Below are 19,115 nucleotides of genomic sequence, written 5' to 3' on the forward strand. Positions count from 1 at the left end.
TGGGCCTGGTCGCCGCTGATGAACGCGCCGCCGGAGTCGCCGCCTTCCGCGCAGACGCTGGTCTTCGTCATCTGGTGGACCGCGCCCTGGCTGTAGTTGACGGTTTCGTTCCTGGCCAGGACGGTGCCGCAGTGCCAGCGTGTCGTGGAGCCCGAGCGGCAGACGGAGGCGCCGACCGGGGCCTCGGCGGAGCCGCGTACCAGCCGGTCCGGGACTGTGCCCCAGCCCAGGACGACCGGTACGGTCCACCAGCCGCTGTGGATGCTCACGTACGCGTAGTCGTCGCCGGGGAACGAAGAGCCCTGGAAGGTGCCCATGGCGGACCCGTCCCAGCCACGCACCGCCGCCCCGGCGTTCCCGCAGTGACCGGCCGTCACGAACCCGCCGTGCACGGAGAAGCCGATCGAGCAGCGGACGTTGCCGGTGTAGTACGGATCGCCGCCGACGGTGCCCGCCGCGTAGGTACGGGGCGCCGCGGCCGTTTCGGTGACGGTGACCGGTCCCTTTCCGCGGGCCCTTTCGACGAAGGCGCGAACGGCGGGTGCGTTGCGCTCGGCACGCACAACCGTGACCAGGACGCTGTTGGCCTCGGGGTCGACGTGCCAGCCGGCCACGCCTGCGGGCGCAGGCAGCGCGTCCAGCCGGGACTTGGCACGCTCCAGCGCGGCAGCGCTGTGGCGGACGATCCGGGTCTCGGCGCCCAGGGCGCGCACGTCGGCCTCCTGGGCGCGGTCGGTGAGGGCGACGACGAGCCGTCCCGTGGCCGGTTCGAACCACGATCCGCCGTACGCGCCGCGCGCCGTCTGCCGGGCCGCCCGCTCGATGTCCGAGGCCGCCTTCTCGGCGCGGAGCCGCTCCTTTGCCTGAGGCGCGCTCAGCCCGAGGTCCTGGCCCATGGCTTCCAGCAGTCCGGCCGAGGCCGTGGGCGGGGCAGCGACGGGGGCATTGACGGGCGCATCGACGGGGGTGGCGTGGGCGGCTCCGGCGTGGGCACCACCGAGTCCGACGGTCAGCAACAGGGCCGCGGCGGCGGCGCGCAGGGGGGCGGTGCGTTTCACGAGACCTCCAGAGGTGGGGGGATCAAACGCGTTGAGAGCGCTCTCAACGAAGCGCCGGTGGTCACGTTAGCGGCGATATATTGGCAGGTCCATACCAAAGGTCTCAGCGTTTTGCTTCCCTGCGGACCGAGGGCTCTGCGCCACCTTGGCCAGGTTGCGGGCATGGAGGTGCGCTTCGTCGCCGATTCCGTTGCGCCCTTCTGGTCGGATACAGCACCGTGGTGGCAGGACCTGGCCGAGCAGTGGGACGACTTTCACCCTGCTGCTCGAGCGCGCCGGGGAAGAACGCCAGGAGAAGGTGAACGCGGCAGAACAGACCGAGTTCAGGCAGAAACCGCCGGCATGTCCGACACGCTCGCCAGCATGCCCACCTTCCGCTCCGCCACGAACCACGCCATGCGCCGCGCCCTTGCCTCCGTGGCTTTCCCTGACTCCGACAGGGATGACCATCACGCAGACCACCTGCTGTGCCAAGTGGTTGCCGTAGCGACCGACCGTGTGCAGGCCCGGCGCCCATGCCGCCCGTCTGGACGTTGAGGAACACATTGCTGAGATCGCCCAACAAGTGGCAGCGGAAGCCGTTTTGGCTGATGCCGCGACCCAGCCCATCCGCCGGATCTGCACCGGAAACGTCCGAACCGTAGTGGCGGGCATCCAACCAGCCGCACCAGTTGCCCTGACCGCGAAATGCCGGGGAACGCCGCCCAGGTGGCATGCCCTCGAACCGGACCGGCCGCAACTTGCCCAGCGTGCCCCGCCGCCGTACGCCCGCCGTGGTTACGCACTCGACCTCGAAGGCCTCCGCGGACTTTGCCACCCCGGCCTCCGGTACGACGCCGACCAGACGCTACGACCGTAGAAACGCCGGACCCGTCATACCCGGAGAAGACTGAGACACCTCACAACTCGCCCGGACATGACCGAGATGCCCACTCGCATGCCCGTGATGTGCTGACAGTGGGATGAAGAACCACTGTCGGAAATTTAACTCGACCGGGTTAAATGGGCGAGTTAAATCGAAGGGTAAAGACTGTTAGTGTCCAGGTGGAGGTAGAGACACATGGCATCCGAGGAAGAGCTGTTCGCGTCGGTCGATGCACTGTTGGAGGAGCAGCCGCAGCTTCCGCCTCCGGTGGAACGTGCCCGGTTGCGTGAGGCCGCCGGTATCACCCAGGCGCGTCTGGCGGCAGCGTTGAAGACGTCGACGCAGTCGGTCAAGAATTGGGAGAACGGCCGCAGCGAGCCGAAAGAGCCGCGCCTGTCGGCGTATCAGCGACTTCTGAACGGCTGGGCGGCGAAGCATCACGGCGCCTCCACGCCTGCACCCGCCCCGCCCGCCTCCACGCCTGCACCCGCCCCGCCCGCCGCCGTACCTCACCCTGAGCCGGTTGCACAGCCGTCGACCAGCCGGGCCACCACCGCGCCCAGGTATCCGCAGCCGGCGGGAGAAGACACCGCGGCCCCGCAGCCCTCCACTGCCACGGCTGCCCCCGGGAGTTCCACCCGTACGGCAGCACCGGCAACGTCGCACCGCCCGGCCGCCAAGAAGGCCACGAGGCCCGCGACCGACCCGCGCTTCCCGCACGGCCCGCTCGCAGTCCTGGACGGCGACGGCTCCGCGTACGGCATCGACGGCATCGTCCTGGACTGCCCGGCCACGACCGTGCCGGAACTGGTGGAGTGGACGCTGCACCAGTCCGGTCTGGGGGCCGCGAAACTGAACCGCTACGGCAAGGACAGCGACCCGCTGATCGCGCTCACCGCCGCGGCCGCAGTGAAGCTCGGTCTGCCGGAGCGCCTGGAGGGCCACGAGCAGCGCCGCTCCCTGCGCCTGCCCCAGGACCACCCGGTGGTCAAGCAGGTCACGAAGGCGAAGTGGCAGCTCACACAGCGCGGATTCGGCCCGTGGGCCCGCATCTACCGCAAAGCCGGCGGCAGCGGGCGCCAGTGCGTGCAGCTCGCGGTCCTGTCGTGGGACGCCCTCGACGAGCGGTCCTGGCCCGGCGTCGCAGACATGGAACCGGCCGACATCGCCCGCGTCCTGGGCATCTACGCCACCCGGGTCATCACCCCGCGCGGCTCCACCGCCGTCTCCGGGCTGGAGCTGATGACGGCGCTGCGCCCGCCCACACGTGCGGTGCAGGACCCGGCGACCGGGAACTGGGTACCCGGCCACAACCCCGGCTCGCTGGGCACGGAACCGATGGACCCGGCGCCGCCGGAGGCCACCCCCGAGCACCCCGTCGTCGTGAACAGCGGCTGGACGGGCGGGTTCCTCAACGAGGAGGCGTACCAGTGGGTCCGCGACGTTGACCTGCTGACGGACCAGGAGTGCACACTGCCCTTCGCGGTCGGCCTGGACCTCAACACCGCGTTCCTTGCCGCCGCGGCCCGCCTGGTCGTCGGCCTCTGCGCCCCGGACCACTTCCACGCCCCGAAGTTCAACCCGAAAATCCCCGGCTCCTGGCTGGCCGACCTGTCCCACATCGAGCTGGACCCGCGCCTGCCCAGCCCGTTCACCCCGGACGGCACCCGCCCGACGGGCCCGGCCTGGTACCAGACGCACACCCTCGCCTACGCCCAGGAGCTCGGCCACGACGTCCACCCGATCGAGGCGTACCTGCGCCGGGAAACGGGCGCGTACCTGGACCCGTGGCACGACCGGCTCAAGACGGCATGCGCCGACACCCTCGCCGACCTCGGCGTCACCCGGGACCTGGACGACGCTCAGTTCCTCGCAGCGATGGAGCAGCACAAGCACGCCGACCCGGCCCTGGCCGCCGTACTCGCCGCCATCAAGGCCACCGTGAAAGGCGGCGTGGGCAAACTGCGCGAGCGCCCACAGGGCAAGCACTACAAGGAGGGCGAGCGCTGGCCGGCCCTTCAGCGGCCCACCTGGCGCCCCGACATCCGCGCCGCCGTCATCAGCAAGGCGCGAGTCAACATGCACCGCAAGCTGGGCAACATGGCGAAAATGACGGGCCTGTACCCGCTCGCCGTACTGTCCGACTGCGTCGTCTACCCGACTCCCGGCGACAGCCCGCTGGACTTCCTGCCCTACGCGGCGTCCGGCAAGCCGCAGCCCGGCGGGTTCCGCCTGGGACCCACACCGGGCCTGGCGAAACTGGAGGGCGTGAAGTCGATGCTGTGGGCGGTCGACCTGATGGAAAAGGGCCTCAACCCCGCCCGCCACATCAAGGGCGGCGACGCCGTCCTGGACGAAGGGGAGTAAAGCCGTGGGGGAGATCGAGAACGCCATCGAGCGGGCCGACCAGGAGTCGTTCACCCGCGAGCCGCCCAAGACACTCAAGGGCCGGATCACCTATCTGCTCAAGCAGCTGGGCAGCGCCAAGGCCGTCGCACAGGAGCTCGGGGTCACCGCCGACTCCGTCAACCGCTACCGGCGCGGCGCCCGCAAGCACGCCCGCGCCGACATCGCCGCGAAGATCGACGACGCGGTACGGACCCGCTGGCAGCCGCAGGTACGCAAGCGCCGGCAGAAGCAGGCCGCCGCCACGACCGGCATCACGGTAGAAACCCGGGCCCGGTTCGGGTACTCCGCAGCGGCCGGCACGACCGACGACGGACGGCTCCGCCGACTCACCGTGCACCTCCCCCCGGCATACGCGCAGCGCCTGTTCGACGCCCGCGACACAGGGGCCGGCGACCAGGAGATGCGCAGGATTATCGCCGAAGGATTCAAGGACATCTATTTCCAGGACGGCGGAGGCCGCGCCTTGGGTCTCTCAGATGTCGAAATCAACGACATCGATTACCTGGATCTGGATTACTGAATGAAAGAACCACTACAAGAAGCGCAACACCGCTGTGACTGATTCCCAATGATTCTTGTCAACCAGTGAGCCCTGAGCCGCTGCACATGAAATCGTTGATCGCTGCCGTCCGCGAACAGGACGAAGCTGCCCGTTTTCTCGCTGGGCCGGGTGGCTTCGACCTGGACCGAGGCGACCATGCCGAGGAAGTCCACCTTGCCTCGGGCGCTGCGCTGGAGAGCTTCGCGGGCGACGGCGCCGGGGGCACGTAATTCTTCTGTGGCGAAGGCGGTGAGGAACGTCCTGCCCTGTATGCCGACTCCAAAGGAAGTTCGGCTCTGGTTGCGATCGGCCTGCCCGAGCTCCTGCGGCTGCTGCTGGTCGCCCCGTGGTGGCGAGGCTGTCAAGCGTTCACGGCCGAGGAAGGCCGCAAGCTGGCGGACGAGTACCTGGAGGACATTCCAGACCTCCTGGCCCGACGAGACCATGCCGCCGCAGCCCTTGGCCTCGGTCTTTCCACCGAGGCCGTCGTCCTGGCCCGCCTGCGGGAGGTGGCCCTCGGAATCGGAGAGGACTTCGTCCTCGTCTTCACGCCGGAGGGCTATCTCTACGAGCCTCTGATCAGGGCCTGAGATGCACCGTGGCAGCAGCAGAGCGTGCCGTCTCACGCCGACTGCAGGGATCCGGTGGCGAGTGCGCGCTGAGGTGGCTGGGCGGCCTTGAAGGTCCGCTGATCACGTATGAGGGCCAAAGCACGTCAAGGCGACGCCGGGCGAGGGCAAGGACAGCCTGTTTGTGGCTCTTGCCCTCGCTTCTCTTGCGGTTGTAAAAGGCTTTGGACGTTGGGCAGAAGCGGGCGGCGATCTGGGCAGAGAGGTAGAGGACGCGCAGGAGCCGGCGGTGGTAGCGGTGAGGAGTCGTTGGCCGTGGCTGGTGAGGCGATCAGCAGGGCGGCTCCGCCCGCGTTCAGGTCGACTGCCCAGGTCACCGGTGCGTCCTTGGCCAGTGAGAGAACGTCGCCTATCAGCTCCTCGTCGACCGGTTGACTGGTCCCTGCAGGTGTCGGTTCCCGACGACCACTCCGAGGTGTCCTTACGCAGCGATCTCTGTTCGCTCATCCCAATATGTGGCCGTGTCGTCGCGGGGCACTGGGCGGCCTGTCAGTCAAAGCCACACGTGCGGCATGAGAGCTTTCAGTCACACCCAGGCCCCTTGGTCTCCCGATCGTGCGAAGGACCGGAGTCAACCTGCCACCAAGGTAGGGAGCGCTGCCTCTCCCGGGTTCACACGCAGTGTGTGGTGTGACGGGACAGCGACGAGGCCCACCGCCGGTCAGCTGATCGGTGGCGGGAGGGGGACCCGGGCGGCGAGGTACTTCGGGGCCATTTCGCGGTAGCTGTCGGTGATCAGTTCGGCAAGCTCGGTCCAGTCGCAGTGGTCACCGAGGACGGCGGCGACGACGTTGTGGCCCCAGTCGGCACGGAAGAACGGGAACCCGCCGGAGGTCAGGCCGAGCAGGTCGTCGGCGGGTACCCGAAAAGTCATCACGACCGGTTCCTGATCTGCGGTTGCATACGGGGCGTAGACCGGGTGGCGATCCACGTCCGGCGTGTAGACATGGGCGAATGTCCGCGTGCGGATCCGCCAGCGCACGCCGATCCAGGCTGGTTCCTCGTACGACTCGGGCAGCTGTCGGCAGATCGGCCGCAGCCGGTTCAGGATCTCCGGGGGCACGTCTCCAGGACTGGACATAGGTCGACACTAGCGACCGCCGACGATCTGGCAGGGCCGCCCACGTGATTCCCCAGAACATGGGGCAGCACACAACGACTGGCTGCCCCACGGCCGGCTCGACGGCGCGGCACTCGACATGGCCGGAGCCGACCGGCCGGACGACGAGGCCGTCATCTGCTACGAGGTGGTCCGATCGGCGATGAACATGGCCCTCGGCACCATCATGACCGGCTTCCGCTACGCCACCCGTCGGCCGGAGTCCGGGTTCGGGTTCGGGTTTGCTGTTACGGGGGGACCGGAGGGGATCGAGGACGTCCTGGCGGCGAAGTTCCGGCGTGGACACCGAAATGCCCCTGACTTGTCGGACCGTCCGGGAGCCGGCACTCCGCGCCGCTCTGCGTCTTTCCGTTGACTGTCAAGCGCCATCCACGTACGGCACTGCACGGCCATTCCACGGGCACCGGAACGAGGGCACGCTCAGACGTCAGAGAGCTGACTGTCAGGGAGCGGCGACAGCCGTCTTTTGGCCGATGATGCGTTCGGCGCGGTACGGAGACGTCTCGAGGCGAGCCAGCACGGCAGGCTGGGTGATGTTGGGGAGGATGGTCTCGAAGAGGGCGGAAATCTCGGTAACGAGGGCCAGCGGGCGCTCGAGCATCGATTCCCTCACCACCTGAACCCCGGTCCAGGCCCCGACCAGCAGACGTGACGTGGTGGCCGGGTTGACATGCGGGAGCAGCTCACCCTGCTCCTTCGCCTCGGTGAGGAGATCGGCTCCATAGGTGATCCAGTCCGGCCAGCGGGTGCCGAAGAGGCTACGCGCGCGATGGTCGACCGACAGCCGAATCGCCGCGCTGAGGAGGGGCTCTCGGGGAAGTCGATAAGCCAGCAGGAGCGCTGCGTCTATCCACTCCTGGAGCTTGAAGGTCTGCGGGGTGACTCCGTCTGTGGTGACCGCCTCCTGGAGAACACCGCGGGCCAGCTCTTCCTTGGAGGTGAAGTGGAAGTAGAGCGCGCCCTTCGTGAGACCGGCCCGATCAATGATCGCGGCGATCGTGGCGGCCTCGTAGCCGTGCTCGTTGAAGACCTCGGCGGCCGCGTTCAGGAAGGCTTTGCGCGTGCGGATCGCGCGCTGTTGCTGTACCAACTCGCGCTCCCTACGGGATTGCATGACGATCATTCAAAATATGCCGGTGAGACGGTACTGTATCAGCGCCACTGCCTATTTTGTCATGTCCCGGGGGGACCGTGCGCGACGTAGCCGCTATCCTGCAGACACCACACGCCGGGACAGGGGGTGTGGACAGCGTACCCAGCGCATATGTCCACCTCAGTCGTTCCGACGCAGTTCTGATCACCGGATGGAAGCGCCTGGAAAAGGGCGAATTTTCCCTGACCGCCCGCTGGCCGGCGCCTCCGGAGGGACTGCCGTACGACCGCCGGGTACTCGTGCAGACCATCCGGCAGAGCGGTCTTGCCATACTCCACGCAGAGGTGGGGGTGCCCCTTTCCCATCAAATCCTCCTCAACTCCTTCGACTTCACCGTCGCCCCCGGTCTACGGATATCCGCCTCCACCGAGCCCTGCGCGCTGACGGTGAAGATCTCGCTCGCCGAGCCGAAGAGACCCGGCCGGGCCGCGAGTTCTCTCGGTATGGACATCCGTATTCTCCGAGGCAACGCCATGGTGGCCACCGCGGCAGTCACGTTCGGGTGGATATCCCCGGCCGTGTATCGCCGCCTGCGTGGCGATCACCTGTCGGTCGCATGGAACTCATGGCCGCTCCTCGACCCCGTCGACCCCGGCACAGTCGGCTGCACCACGGCCTCAGATGTGGTGCTGGCCCCCGGTGACCGGCGACACCAGTGGCAGCTGCGCGCCGACGTGGACAACCTGCTGTACTTCGACCACCCCGTCGATCACGTCCCCGGCCTCGTCCTGATGGAAGCCGCCTATCAAGCGGCGCACGCGATCCTGCATCCCGCCCCCTTCGAGGCAACCACGATCACAAGCGCCTTCGAGCGGTACACCGAATTCGACCGCCCCTGCCGGATCGAGGCGGAGGTCGTACTCGCCGCCGCTGACGAGACCTCCGTACTGGTCACCGGGACGCAGGACGGGAACACCGTCTTTCAGGGGCGGTTGAGTGGCCTAGCAGGCGAGAACTGACCTCGCCGGTCTGCTTCCATCGAACCGCATGGGCAGTGGCGTGCGATCAGCTCGGCGAAGACCTGGTCAGGCTCCCGGAAGCGGCACCTGCCTGCGAGACATTGCGCCGCCGCGGCCATGTCCTGATCGCTGGAAAGTTCCAGCTTGTGGGCGGCCAGGAGTGCTTTCGCCGCGTGATGGAAGGCCGGCGAATCGGCCCGCGCGGACGCCTGGGTGTGTGGCTGCGGAGTTTCCGGTGAGGTGCGCTGCTCCTGCGGACGGCGCTGAGGGCCGGTGCCCGATTCGTGGAGCTTCACCTTGATGACGCGCACGAGTTCGTGGGCTGTCCTGCCTAGGTTGGCGGACTGCCCTGTCGGATTGTCCCTGCATGAACTGGTGGGCACGCTCGATCAGTTGAGGACCAAGGAGGCGGGTCTGCGCGGCCCAGGCGGTGGAGTCCGCAGCCAGGTCGAGCTGTACGGCGGTCTCGTCGAAACGGACCGCGGCGTGGTGCTCGAGGAGGTCGGATCCGTCGGCTCCGGAGAATCTCCTTCCAGGAGCTGTCCGGGCGATCCATGATGGCGTGCGTCTGGCTGCTGCTTGAGGCGCCTGTGACGACGCACTGAAGTCGATTGCCGGGCGTCTGAGGCTGCGCAAGCATTGTCGGATGAGTACGGATGAGGGTCGGAAGCTGACGCGGATTGTGCAGACGTGTCCTGAAAACCAATCACAGTGGGATGCCTGGACGGCGGACGGCCAGTACCTGTACTTCGTATACCGACATGGTGAGGGCTGCGTTGAATGGCATCTTGGCCCTGACGACGATGCCGACACGCCGGAATCTTGGAACGAGGGCCGCTCAGGGCTCCTGATCGAATGGGACGACGGCACTGGCGGCGGTGTCATCAGCCTTGAAGGCTTCCTCGCGGCAGCGGGCCTGGAGTTGGCGCCGGATGCCTCGGTGAGTTGAGGTCACGGCACGCAGTCAGGTGCGGAGCCAGATGACGAGGGCTGCCGCGGTGACGGTGACGAGGAAGACGTAGCCGCGCTTGTCGTAACGGGTCGCGACAGCCAGGGAGTTCTTCAGCCTGTTGATGGCTCTCTCGACGGTGTCGCGCTTCTTGTACCGCTCCTCGCCGAAGCCGGGTGGCCGTCCGCCTCGTGATCCCTTGCGCAGGCGGGCGGCCCGGCTGTCGGCTTTCTCCGGGACCGTGGGCCGGATGCCGCGCCGCCGCAGTACTGACGGCAAGGACCCTTGCTGTAGGCATTGTCGGCCGCGACGCTGTCGGGCTTCTTGACGGGCCTGCCCGACCCGAGCCGGAACCCGGATCTTCTCCAGCACCGGCACGAACCGGGTGCAGTCGGCCCGCTGCCCCGGCGTGACGATCACGGACAGGGGGCGGCGGAAAGCGTCCGCGCCCAGGTGGATCTTGCTGGTGAAGCCACCTCGCGAACGCCTCAGGCTCTTGCCTCCTGCACCACCTTTACTAGCCGGGCGACGATTCTCTGCCACGGAGTTCCGTCGTGGTGTTCCAGCACCTCGCCCCCTTGGAACTGGCAAGGGCCGGCGGCGGATCGATGCGGGCGCCGGCGGCGTGCTGGTGCGCGCGCACGATGGTGGATCCACCGAGATGTCCCAGCCGATCTCCGCGGCCGCGTTGGCCGTAGCTTGGGCCTGGTGCATCCACCCCAGCCAGTTCGATGCTCCGCCGGCTTCGCTTCCCAAGCGCCTGTGCGAGGCCATCGGCGGTGAATGGGGCAGGCAGCGGTATTACCTTCAGCCGCTCACTCAGGCGGTGTGTCAGCCAGTAGCCCATAAGCCCTCCACGCAGCCGGCACTTGCAGTTCGCCCACGCGCTTCACAGGCCCAGCTGCCGGCGGGGCGTGACCGCGCTTGAGGAGACTTGACGGAGGCAGCGCTCAATCAACGCATCACGCGCGCGGCGCACCTGCCGGTGCGCCATCAACGACGCGCAGCGCTCTCGGGGTTGCGCGCGACCCGCCGCCGCATAAGCAAACGGCCGGGGTGACAGGATCGGGCACTGACTTGCCCTCTGAGGACCGAAAAGACGCTCGGCCCCTGCTGAGGAGAGAGTGCGAAGGGGGCCGGAATGTCGCTGGTACGCACCTCAGCCCCCTGGTGGATCCACATCACAGGTCGCAGCGCCGGAAGCAGAGCCCCCACGCCTCTCGCACATCCCGACGCCTCTCGCACATCCCGACGTCGCAGATTACGGGGCGAGCGGTCGGTATTGCATAGCATTGGTCTCGACTGAAGCATCCAGGGTGGCCGGATCACCCGACCGGAAGGCATGGGCAGAAGCATGACCGACACATCCCACGGGCCGCGGGCCCCACGGGCCCAGCAGGAGCGGTCGGTGGTAACGAGGGACAGGATTCTCGTCGCGGCCGCCGAGGTCTTCGATGAACACGGCTACGCCGCAGCGACCCTCACCATGATCCTGAAACGGGCGCAGGTTACGAAAGGTGCCCTATACCATCATTTCAGGTCGAAGGATCAGATAGCTGAGAAACTGTTGGCGATCCAGGTCCCCATGACCAAGGTCAAGCCGCAGACGTCGAAGTTTCAGGAGATGATCGACGTCACCTACATCTACGGCCACCTCCTGCAGGAACACCCGGTGGCCAGAGCCGGCGTTCGACTGTCGCTCGACGGAGGCGTACCCCCTGAGCTCGACGTCTATGGCCCGACGCGAGACTGGCTGGCCCTAGGGGCACACCTCATGGCGGAGGCTGAACAAGCAGGCCACCTGAACGCCGGCTGGGCACCCCAAGCTGCCGCCGAGCTCGTCGTGTCGGGCTTCATCGGGGCGCAGCTGACCTCCCTGCAGATCACTGGCCCCAATCGAACCGACCTGCCACTACGGCTCGAGCGCATGTGGCAAGGCCTGCTGCCCGGCCTGGCCACGCTGGGGATCCTTCTCAGCCTGGACTTCAAGGAGGACCGGTGGGACCGCATCCCTTGGGACGAAGCATCTGCAGGCTAGATACCCACACCGAGCCGATGGCGGAGGTCTCTCTGGACAGAATGATGCTTCTACGCTAAACAGGCATCCCGCCCCGTTTTAGCGTGTGGAGCGGACCCCACATCGGGCGGAAGGCAGGAACGTGGCACATCCAGTGACGTTCGGTGCGGCCCTGTCGGCCTCCGGTCTCCCGCAGGCCGCCTCCCCCTTCTGCTGGTTGCACATCGCAACCAGGCTTGACGGAGTGACAGGGAACCCTGATACACCTCCGCGTGGCGAGGACAGGGGATCGCGTATCACCATCGCCCGCCGTGCGCACCCTCCAGCCAACGGCTCCCCACCCGCCGCGGCCCGCGCGGATGGCGACCGATCTGCTGTGGAGTCCCCAACGATGAAGCGTCAGCCGGCGTAGTCCTGCCCGGTGCACCTCGCGTCGTACTCACCGTGGAATTTGCGGAGCGCCCTTCATCTCATCCGTCCACGCCGCATGAGCACTCAAGCGCCAGTCCAGCGCTGCGCTTCCCCACGACCTGTCTCCGTGACGGTCAGTGCCCGACAGTCCCTTCACTTACCGGTCTCAGAGGTGGGAGCACCTGTGATTGCGAACGAGCAAATGCCCGCAGCAGTCAACACAGAATTCCTGAACATGGGGATAGATACCTTCCTTTCGGGTGAGGACCTGGAGACTTCTTCCGTCTCCGGGCAAGCCGATAGGACATTGATATCTGCCACACGCTCCCCATTTATCGACATCGTGAATGCTTTGGAGTCTCAAATCGGGACTCCCCACCTCTACGCCGGAGGAGCTGGGGGAATCATGGTCCGCTGGCAGCGCGGCGGGAGAGCGCTCACCGTGGCAGAAGGTGAGTACGGGGTTCAGATGTCGCTTCAGATGACCAAATCTCTCGAAGCCTTTGAGTCCGCAGTCTTCAGCGCCGGAGTGGGTGGCGAACTGGGTCAGGCACCGACCTACCTCGATCTTCCCTATCTGTGGCAGATCCAACGAGGCCCTCACAGAGAAGCGCCGGCCGTACCACCCACCGACGACTGGGAGCAGCTAGAGCAGGCACTGCATGTCTTGCTGCACGCCTGGGCCGAGCAGATGCCCACTCTGTTCAACGCCGGATGGTGTCAGGTAGCTGCGTTCAACTTGACCAACCACGCAGACGACGACCGCGTCCTCGGCGTTCTGCAGAGCCACGAGGACGGGCTTGCTCTCTTCCTCCGTGACCTGCCGGGACGACGTTCCCCGTCCGATGCGCAAGACATGATCGCCCGCGGCTGGAAAGAAATCATTCCGGTCTTGCGGGCATGGATGGTTTCCTTCGAACCCAGCCCGGAATCCGCTGCCACGGCGTCGGGAATCATTGTCAGGGAACTAAAAGCCGGTGGAGCCGCTACCCCGTTGGACGTATCTGCGACCGATCTCAGCAGGACCAAAAAAATCCGGCTCACTCTGCCCGGAATCCCACTTGGGATGCCATGACCCCAGGCAGCGTCGGCATCACAGGCGGGGTTACGGTCGAGCAGATCGCCACCTACGCCGACCTGGGCCTGTACCTGTCCTGGGTGCGGGAGAGGACCGGCAGCTCGTACAAGCAGATTGAGGACCGGGCGGCGGCCGCTGGCTCTCTGCCGCAGTTCGGTCGCCTCCCTCACTCCACTGCTCATCGGATCGGACCCCGGCTACGTCCACGACGACACCACGGCCGTGGTGGAGACGCTCACGGCGGAGATCAAGGCGACGCAGCCTCGCAAGCTCGCCGACTACACCAAAGCGCTCGCCGGCCACGCGGAAATGGCCGTGTACGGGGACACAGCCCGCACGCTCATCCGGGCCGCGATCGACGCCCTGGAGTGAACATCCGCAATTACCCGCAACTTTGCTGAGGAACGAGCGACGTCCTCCGTAGCGTCGAACGACACCGACGCACCCAGCAACGGAGGCGGCGCCCGATGAGCGCACAGACACCCGCCAACCCCGAACCGGGAAGGCCCGGCCTCCACCGACTCGACTTCGGCCAACCTTCCCCGGCGCTGATCGCCCGTGCCGACCGCGGCTACGCCCGCTTCCTCGCCGACGCCACCCTGATCAGGCAGAGGGGCAGGCTCTTCTTGATCCATTCGCACGTGGCGAGGGTGTGGATCATGGCCGCGTCGATGTTCGGGTCCGCGTCGAAGCCGAACTTACGAGTGCCTTGTCACGGGGGAACCCGGCGGCCTTGATGCGCCGTTCGGAGCGTCGTCGGGCCCGGTCATCGCACGCGGCCAGCAGGAGCTCGGCGAGGAAGCCGAGGTAGGACATCTGCTCGCGTTCGGCGGCCTCGGCGAGCTCAGGGAACTGCGACCGGATGGTGGGCAGCCACAGCATCCGGCATGCCTGGTCAACGCCGCTGATGGCGGCCCGCTCGGTGAGTTCTCCCCGGCGGGGAATGGACACGGAGTTCTCCTCAAGGGGCCAGGCTGCGGGGGCTGTCGGGTCGGGGCGCGGTTTGCGGGGTCGTCGTAGACAGAGGTCATGATCAGGGAGAGACGCCGTGGCATCCCGGTGAGATCGTGCCCGCCAACGGGATCTACGAGTGCGACTGCGGGGGAGAGCACGACGTGCCGGGCCTCCAGGAAGACTCCCCGCTGCTGCCGACTGACCATGGCGAGGGGCCCTGGCCTGGCACTCCTTCGAGTCGGAGAATTATTCGATGATCCGACCAATCCGCCCCGGGGCCGGCAGCGAATCATCTGTGACTGACCGACAACTGTGATGCGGTTCGGGAGGCTTGAGGGTGCTGGGACGGATAGCGGGACGCAGGGGTGACCAGAGGCGTGCTGTCTCTCCCCGTGTGCGTCTGCTGCGCCAGGCCCTGACCGTCACGGGTATCGCCGGGGCTTTATTCGGCGCCGGCCTGATCGCTGCCTCCACTGCCTCGGCCGCTGACCACTCCGCTGACCACTTTGCAGCGCCGCGGGTGAGTGCCGCCGATTCCGCTCATGGCAGTGAACGGGAGCCCGGCAGCCTCTTCGGTGTGGCGAAGAGCATCGGATCGATGATTCACACCGACAAGCCGTCCAAGCACAAGGGCCCATCGAGCAGCCAGAACCGGGGCGGTGCTCCGGCATCACCCGCGTCGCGCGGAGCGGCCACTGACTCTTCAGCCGAGGACGAGAAGGCGGGCACGGTTTCGCCCGACCAGCCCTCTACCAAGGTGCACACGTCTGAGAATTCGGGCAGTGCCTTGCCCGCTGTGAGCACTGCTGAGGGCCGGGAGCCTGCCGGGCCGGGCGCTGCGCTGGGTGCTCTCGGAACGGCCGCCCGCGACGTCACCGAGTCTACCGGCCGGCCTGTGGGCGCGGCGTCGGCGCCGGTTACCGAAGAGACCGGCGCCGAGGCAGACGCAACCCGGTCGGCGGCCCAGACCCGTGCTCCGGTGCCCGGTGTGCTGGGCGGGGCAGGGCGTTCGGTGGGGGAGCTGACTTCTCCGGTGCCGGCCCCGACGGGTCGTGTGCTGGCTCCGGTCACGCAGACCCTGGCTCCGGTCACGCAGACCCTGGCCCCCGTGACAGCGGCGCTCGCGCCGGTGACAGAGCCTGTCGCGCATGTCGGTGCCCCGGTGACCGGGGCACTGTCCCCGGTCACGGAGCGTGTGCTGCGTCCGGTCACCGAGCCGCTGGACCCGGTGCTGGAGCCGCTGATCGGTGGCGCGGGCCTGGGAGAGGTCACCGCACCGATCGGCATCTCCCCGTCCCCGGCCGCCAACACCCCCATACCGCCCGTTCATTCATCTGCGGTGGTGCCGCCTGCTGTGTCTGCACCTTCTCCCCCGAGGGGTGCAGACACAGCAGACGCCATCACCACCCCGACGCAAGCCGCTGTGGCCCACGGCCGGCACTCGCAGCCGACGTGGCAGGGCAACCCGACCGGAAGCGCCTCAGGCTCGGCCGGCGACGAGACGGGTTCGGCCGGCTGGTGGACGCTTCCGCAAGATCTGCCGGGCGGGGTGAACACGCCTGCTGGTTCTGCCGGTAGCGGTGGTTCATCGGGCAGCGGAACCTTCGCCGGGCCGCTGCTGTGGACGGCTGAGCCGCGTGTGCATCAGGGCTGCGGTCGAAGCCGGCCGGCGTCGACCGCGTGGGACGTGACCGCCTCCGGGCTGTTGTACGACGCCCGCGGTCCGCGGATCCCTGGATGACGTTCCTCCAGTAGCGACCGACCAAGGCACACGGCGTGTGCCATATCCGGTCCTGCCCTTCCCTCCAGATCTGTGCAGATCGACGGCTTGCTGGAACGAGCCGTACGGGGAACGGGCCGGGGCTTCTCGAAAGGGACGCAGACTCTCATGAACGTCAACCTCAAGCGCGGCCTGGTGGTCGCGGCAACCTCCGGCGGAATTTTCCTCCTCGGGCAGGTCGCGGCCCAGGCCTCGGAGCAGCCGGCGCAGCACGAGCGCGGCGGCATCACGAGCGTGGCCGACGGCCTCCTCGGCGGCGGCCAGCAGAGCAAGAGCCCGTTCGGCCCGGCTGCCGACGCTGCCGCCTCGAACAAGACCGGCGCCTCCTCCGGTGACACCGAACGCGGCGGCGACGGCGGCAACGCCTCCAGCTCGAACAAGGCGCAGTCGGGGAACACCGGCAACTCCGGCAACTCCGGTTCCACTGGTGGGAACAAGTCCGGGAACATCTGCATCCTCGCGGACTGCACCGCGCACGCCTCGTCCGGCAACTCAGGAAACACCGGCGATAGCGGCGACTCGGGTAACGCCTCCAACTCGTCCCACACGAAGGGCGGCGACGCCGGCCGCGGCGGCGATTCCGGCCCGGCGAAGGCGCACGGCTCAGGCCACGCTGCTTCCGGTGCGAAGTCGAACAGCTCCGGCCACCACAGCAGCGGCAAGGGCAGCGCCGACAGCGGCTCGTCCGCGCACAACCAGACCGGTGCCGCCTCCGGTGACACCGGCCGCGGCGGCGACGGCGGCAACGCCTCCAGCTCGAACAAGGCCCAGTCGGGGAACACCGGCAACTCGGGCAACTCCGGAGCCACCGGTGGTAACCAAGCCGGGAACATCTGCATCCTGGCCCGCTGCGACGCCTCCGCCACGTCCGGGGACTCGGGTGACACCGGCGACACGGGCGATTCGGGCAACGCCTCCAACGACTCCCGGACGTCGGGCGGCCAGGGTGGTCGCGGTGGCGACTCCGGCCCGGCCCACGCCATGGGGCTCGCCAACGCTGCCGCGTGGTCCGAGCAGCGGACCTGGGACAGGGAGGGCCAGTACCGGATCCTGCCCGCCCACGGCAACGACCGGGCCCACAACGGCGGCAGCAGCGATGCCTCCTCACAGGCCGCCAACCGCACCGGCGCGGCCTCGGGTGACACCGGCCGCGGCGGCGACGGCGCCAACACCACCAGCAGCAACCAGGCGCAGTCGGGGACCAGCGGCAACTCGGGTGACTCGGGTTCCACCGGCAGCAACCAGGCCGGCACCATCGCCATCCTCGACGGTCAGAACCGGGGCGGCCACCACGGCGGCGGTCACGGCTGGGGTGCTTCCGACTGGGGTCACGGCCGGGAGTGGATGAACGGCGGCTCGAATGCCTCCACGAGCTCCGGCGACTCCGGGAACACGGGCGACACCGGCACTACGGGTGACGCCTCGAACACGTCCTGGACCACCAGCGGCAACGGCGCCCGCGGCGGAGACTCCGGCCCGGTGCACACCACCGGCACGGCGCACAACAAGGCCGACGCCAAGCAGCACCAGAAGTCCACCCACCACTGGGGCTGGACCCTCCACCACAACGGCGGCAGCAGCGACGCGTCGTCGCAGGCCGCCAACCGCACCGGTGCGGTCTCGGGTGACACCGGCCGCGGCGGCGACGGAGCCGGCACCACCAGCAACAACCAGGCGCAGTCCGGGACCAGCGGCAACTCGGGTGACTCGGGTCCCACCGGCAGCAACCAGGCCGGCAGCCTGAACATCCTCGGCGGCCAGAGCTGGGGCGGCGACCACGGCTGGAAGTACCACGACAGCAAGCAGGGCGCCAGGACGAACTCCGGTGACTCGGGAGCAACCGGCAGCACCGGTGACTCGGGTGACACGTGGAACACGTCCTGGACCGATGGCGGCCACGGTGCCCGCGGCGGAGACTCCGGGACCGCGCACGGCACGGGTACGGCACACAGCAAGGCCCACGCCGGCTGATTGACCGTCAGCCTGCGTCGGCCGATTGAAAATTCTCAGGGCTGTACCCGCTTCGGCGGGTGCAGCCCTGAACCCGTTCCAGACGCCGGGCGCGGCGGGGGAGCTCGCCCGCGCCCAAGCCCTCACCCCGCTTGACGAACGGGCCGGGCCGTTAGCGGACATCGACCGGTGGACGTCCTGGCGCTGGAACCCAGTCCGGCCCACGCCGTGCCTGCCCCAGCCCCAGGAATCCGGCCCCGCAGCGGTGCCGGCGAGCCGGTGAGACCGCGCCCTTGACCGAGGAGGTCGGCGCGCGGGACGGTTGCTGCGCAACTCCAGGCAACTCCACGCGTCGGCATACACATCGGCATACACATGAACGCGCCCAGCCACGCGCGCCCAGCCACGTACGAATGAACGGGCTCTGTCGCTGATCTTGTGACGTTGCATGGTCACGTCGGGTCAGTGACAGAGCACCTCGTATGTTCCCAGAGCGCATCGGGATCGCAGTCAGTACCACCGGCCCAATCCAGCGGCGCCAGATCAGGTCTCTGCGGCAAAGCGAAGTGCCCGCAGGGGTGCATCGATGAGCTCCGCGGCATCGAAACCGGAGGCGTCGCCCCCATCGCGGATATCCAGGACAGGAGGTGATCCGCGAAAGGGCCTCGCTTCACCGCGTGCTTGAGAGGTGAAGGGCTTCGTCTGCCCGAGGAAGGCCAGTGACCACGTCATCGCCAGACAGCAGAAAGTAGCCGAACCAACCCGGAACCATGGCGGTGCCTTCCGCACCGAAGCCGTAGCACAGCACAGCACAGCACAGCACAGCACAGCACAGCACAGCACAGCGGCCGGGCTCGCCTCGCGAGCAGCCGCACAAACAGGCCGGCGCCTCCTGCCCCCGGCATGAGGCTCATGGCCGCCTCACACATCGCTTCTGCAGCGGCGGTGGCCCTCAGCATCCTCGCGGACGGGCCCGAGGCAGGCGGTGCGCGCATCGCACTGCCCGCATCGCACTGCCCGCATCGCACTGCCCGCACCGCGCCGCCCGCACCGCGCACGGGCCCAACCGTTCGACACCGCCCTGATCCCCATGGGCGCCCCCCTGCTGACGCGACGGGTGGGGGCGCCCCCACCGAGGAACCGCTCGCATGGCGCGGGCGACGATCGGTGCGCGCAGTGGTCCAACGGTCGTGAACGGGAGGCTGAACACTTCCGGGCAGGTCCGTGAAGCCGATCAGTACC

Annotated in this window: 13 protein-coding genes and 4 pseudogenes; 9 read left to right on the forward strand and 8 right to left on the reverse strand. The window is 68.0% G+C overall.

All coding sequences use genetic code 11. The annotated features are described in order from the left end of the window. The coding region (locus ACWGO0_RS34535; protein WP_453543968.1) for a S1 family peptidase at nt 1-1,058 on the reverse strand (1,058 nt) is incomplete at its 3' end. A 1,060-nt stretch (nt 1,059-2,118) separates the two neighbouring features. Here ACWGO0_RS34535 and tap point away from each other — a divergent pair. Together tap and tpg are read left to right on the forward strand one after the other, a co-directional pair. Beyond that, a complete protein-coding gene (gene tap / locus ACWGO0_RS34540; protein WP_453543970.1) occupies nt 2,119-4,290 on the forward strand; it encodes a telomere-associated protein Tap in 2,172 nt (723 codons plus the stop codon). 4 nt (nt 4,291-4,294) lie between these two features. Next, nucleotides 4,295-4,852, forward strand: coding sequence for a telomere-protecting terminal protein Tpg (tpg, locus tag ACWGO0_RS34545; protein WP_453543972.1), 558 nt, complete (start codon nt 4,295-4,297; stop codon nt 4,850-4,852). On the opposite strand, the gene ACWGO0_RS34550 is transcribed toward tpg, so the two are convergent. The 4 genes and pseudogenes from ACWGO0_RS34550 to ACWGO0_RS34565 all read right to left on the reverse strand — a co-directional run bounded on the left by ACWGO0_RS34550 (nt 4,846) and on the right by ACWGO0_RS34565 (nt 7,712). Beyond that, nucleotides 4,846-5,499, reverse strand: a complete 654-nt coding sequence (locus ACWGO0_RS34550; RefSeq protein WP_453543974.1) for a hypothetical protein — start codon at nt 5,497-5,499, stop codon at nt 4,846-4,848. The two genes, tpg and ACWGO0_RS34550, sit on opposite strands and share 7 nt — an antisense overlap. Next, a pseudogene (locus ACWGO0_RS34555) lies at nt 5,496-5,746 on the reverse strand (IS110 family transposase); the annotation flags it as partial. The pseudogene ACWGO0_RS34555 and the gene ACWGO0_RS34550, both read right to left, overlap by 4 nt. 417 nt (nt 5,747-6,163) lie before the next feature. Further along, nucleotides 6,164-6,583: an MmcQ/YjbR family DNA-binding protein gene (locus tag ACWGO0_RS34560; RefSeq protein WP_453543976.1), complete on the reverse strand. Its 420-nt coding sequence runs from the start codon at nt 6,581-6,583 to the stop codon at nt 6,164-6,166. Between the two features lie 481 nt (nt 6,584-7,064). Further along, a complete protein-coding gene (locus ACWGO0_RS34565) occupies nt 7,065-7,712 on the reverse strand; it encodes a ScbR family autoregulator-binding transcription factor (protein ID WP_453544000.1) in 648 nt (215 codons plus the stop codon). Between the two features lie 152 nt (nt 7,713-7,864). Here ACWGO0_RS34565 and ACWGO0_RS34570 point away from each other — a divergent pair, with 152 nt between their 5' ends. Both ACWGO0_RS34570 and ACWGO0_RS34575 read left to right on the forward strand, forming a co-directional pair. Next, complete coding sequence (locus tag ACWGO0_RS34570) at nt 7,865-8,734, forward strand: ScbA/BarX family gamma-butyrolactone biosynthesis protein (RefSeq protein WP_453543978.1); 870 nt, start codon at nt 7,865-7,867, stop codon at nt 8,732-8,734. Nucleotides 8,735-9,380: 646 nt separating this feature from the next. Then, nucleotides 9,381-9,683 carry a hypothetical protein gene (locus ACWGO0_RS34575; RefSeq protein WP_453543980.1) on the forward strand — a complete coding sequence of 101 codons (303 nt, stop codon included), beginning with the start codon at nt 9,381-9,383 and terminating at the stop codon, nt 9,681-9,683. Between the two features lie 15 nt (nt 9,684-9,698). On the opposite strand, the gene ACWGO0_RS34580 is transcribed toward ACWGO0_RS34575, so the two are convergent. Both ACWGO0_RS34580 and ACWGO0_RS34585 read right to left on the reverse strand, forming a co-directional pair. After that, nucleotides 9,699-9,962 (reverse strand): hypothetical protein, encoded by a 264-nt coding sequence (locus ACWGO0_RS34580; protein ID WP_453544002.1) that lies wholly within the window; start codon nt 9,960-9,962, stop codon nt 9,699-9,701. A 105-nt stretch (nt 9,963-10,067) separates the two neighbouring features. Continuing rightward, nucleotides 10,068-10,335 (reverse strand): annotated as a pseudogene (locus ACWGO0_RS34585) (hypothetical protein); the annotation flags it as partial. Between the two features lie 702 nt (nt 10,336-11,037). Here ACWGO0_RS34585 and ACWGO0_RS34590 point away from each other — a divergent pair. The 3 genes and pseudogenes from ACWGO0_RS34590 to ACWGO0_RS34600 form a co-directional block, all read left to right on the forward strand. Further along, nucleotides 11,038-11,721, forward strand: coding sequence for a ScbR family autoregulator-binding transcription factor (locus ACWGO0_RS34590; RefSeq protein ID WP_453543982.1), 684 nt, complete (start codon nt 11,038-11,040; stop codon nt 11,719-11,721). A 574-nt stretch (nt 11,722-12,295) separates the two neighbouring features. After that, nucleotides 12,296-13,186, forward strand: a complete 891-nt coding sequence (locus ACWGO0_RS34595; protein WP_453543984.1) for a hypothetical protein — start codon at nt 12,296-12,298, stop codon at nt 13,184-13,186. Between the two features lie 201 nt (nt 13,187-13,387). Next, nucleotides 13,388-13,561 (forward strand): annotated as a pseudogene (locus tag ACWGO0_RS34600) (transcriptional regulator); the annotation flags it as partial. Nucleotides 13,562-13,790: 229 nt separating this feature from the next. On the opposite strand, the pseudogene ACWGO0_RS34605 reads toward ACWGO0_RS34600, so the two are convergent. Beyond that, a pseudogene (locus ACWGO0_RS34605) lies at nt 13,791-14,140 on the reverse strand (ATP-binding protein); the annotation flags it as partial. 397 nt (nt 14,141-14,537) lie between these two features. On the opposite strand from ACWGO0_RS34605, the gene ACWGO0_RS34610 reads away from it, so the two are divergent. Both ACWGO0_RS34610 and ACWGO0_RS34615 read left to right on the forward strand, forming a co-directional pair. Then, nucleotides 14,538-15,884 carry a hypothetical protein gene (locus ACWGO0_RS34610; RefSeq protein ID WP_453543986.1) on the forward strand — a complete coding sequence of 449 codons (1,347 nt, stop codon included), beginning with the start codon at nt 14,538-14,540 and terminating at the stop codon, nt 15,882-15,884. 147 nt (nt 15,885-16,031) lie between these two features. Continuing rightward, complete coding sequence (locus ACWGO0_RS34615) at nt 16,032-17,894, forward strand: hypothetical protein (RefSeq protein WP_453543988.1); 1,863 nt, start codon at nt 16,032-16,034, stop codon at nt 17,892-17,894. Nucleotides 17,895-19,115 lie beyond the last annotated feature (1,221 nt).

The organism is Streptomyces sp. NPDC055749 (assembly GCF_053617235.1).

Coding starts and splice junctions, on each gene's coding strand:
- ACWGO0_RS34590 (WP_453543982.1), top strand. CDS start 11,038: ATGACCGACACATCCCACGGGCCGCGGGCCCCACGGGCCCAGCAGGAG.
- ACWGO0_RS34560 (WP_453543976.1), bottom strand. CDS start 6,583: ATGTCCAGTCCTGGAGACGTGCCCCCGGAGATCCTGAACCGGCTGCGG.
- ACWGO0_RS34575 (WP_453543980.1), top strand. CDS start 9,381: ATGAGTACGGATGAGGGTCGGAAGCTGACGCGGATTGTGCAGACGTGT.
- ACWGO0_RS34615 (WP_453543988.1), top strand. CDS start 16,032: ATGAACGTCAACCTCAAGCGCGGCCTGGTGGTCGCGGCAACCTCCGGC.
- tap (WP_453543970.1), top strand. CDS start 2,119: ATGGCATCCGAGGAAGAGCTGTTCGCGTCGGTCGATGCACTGTTGGAG.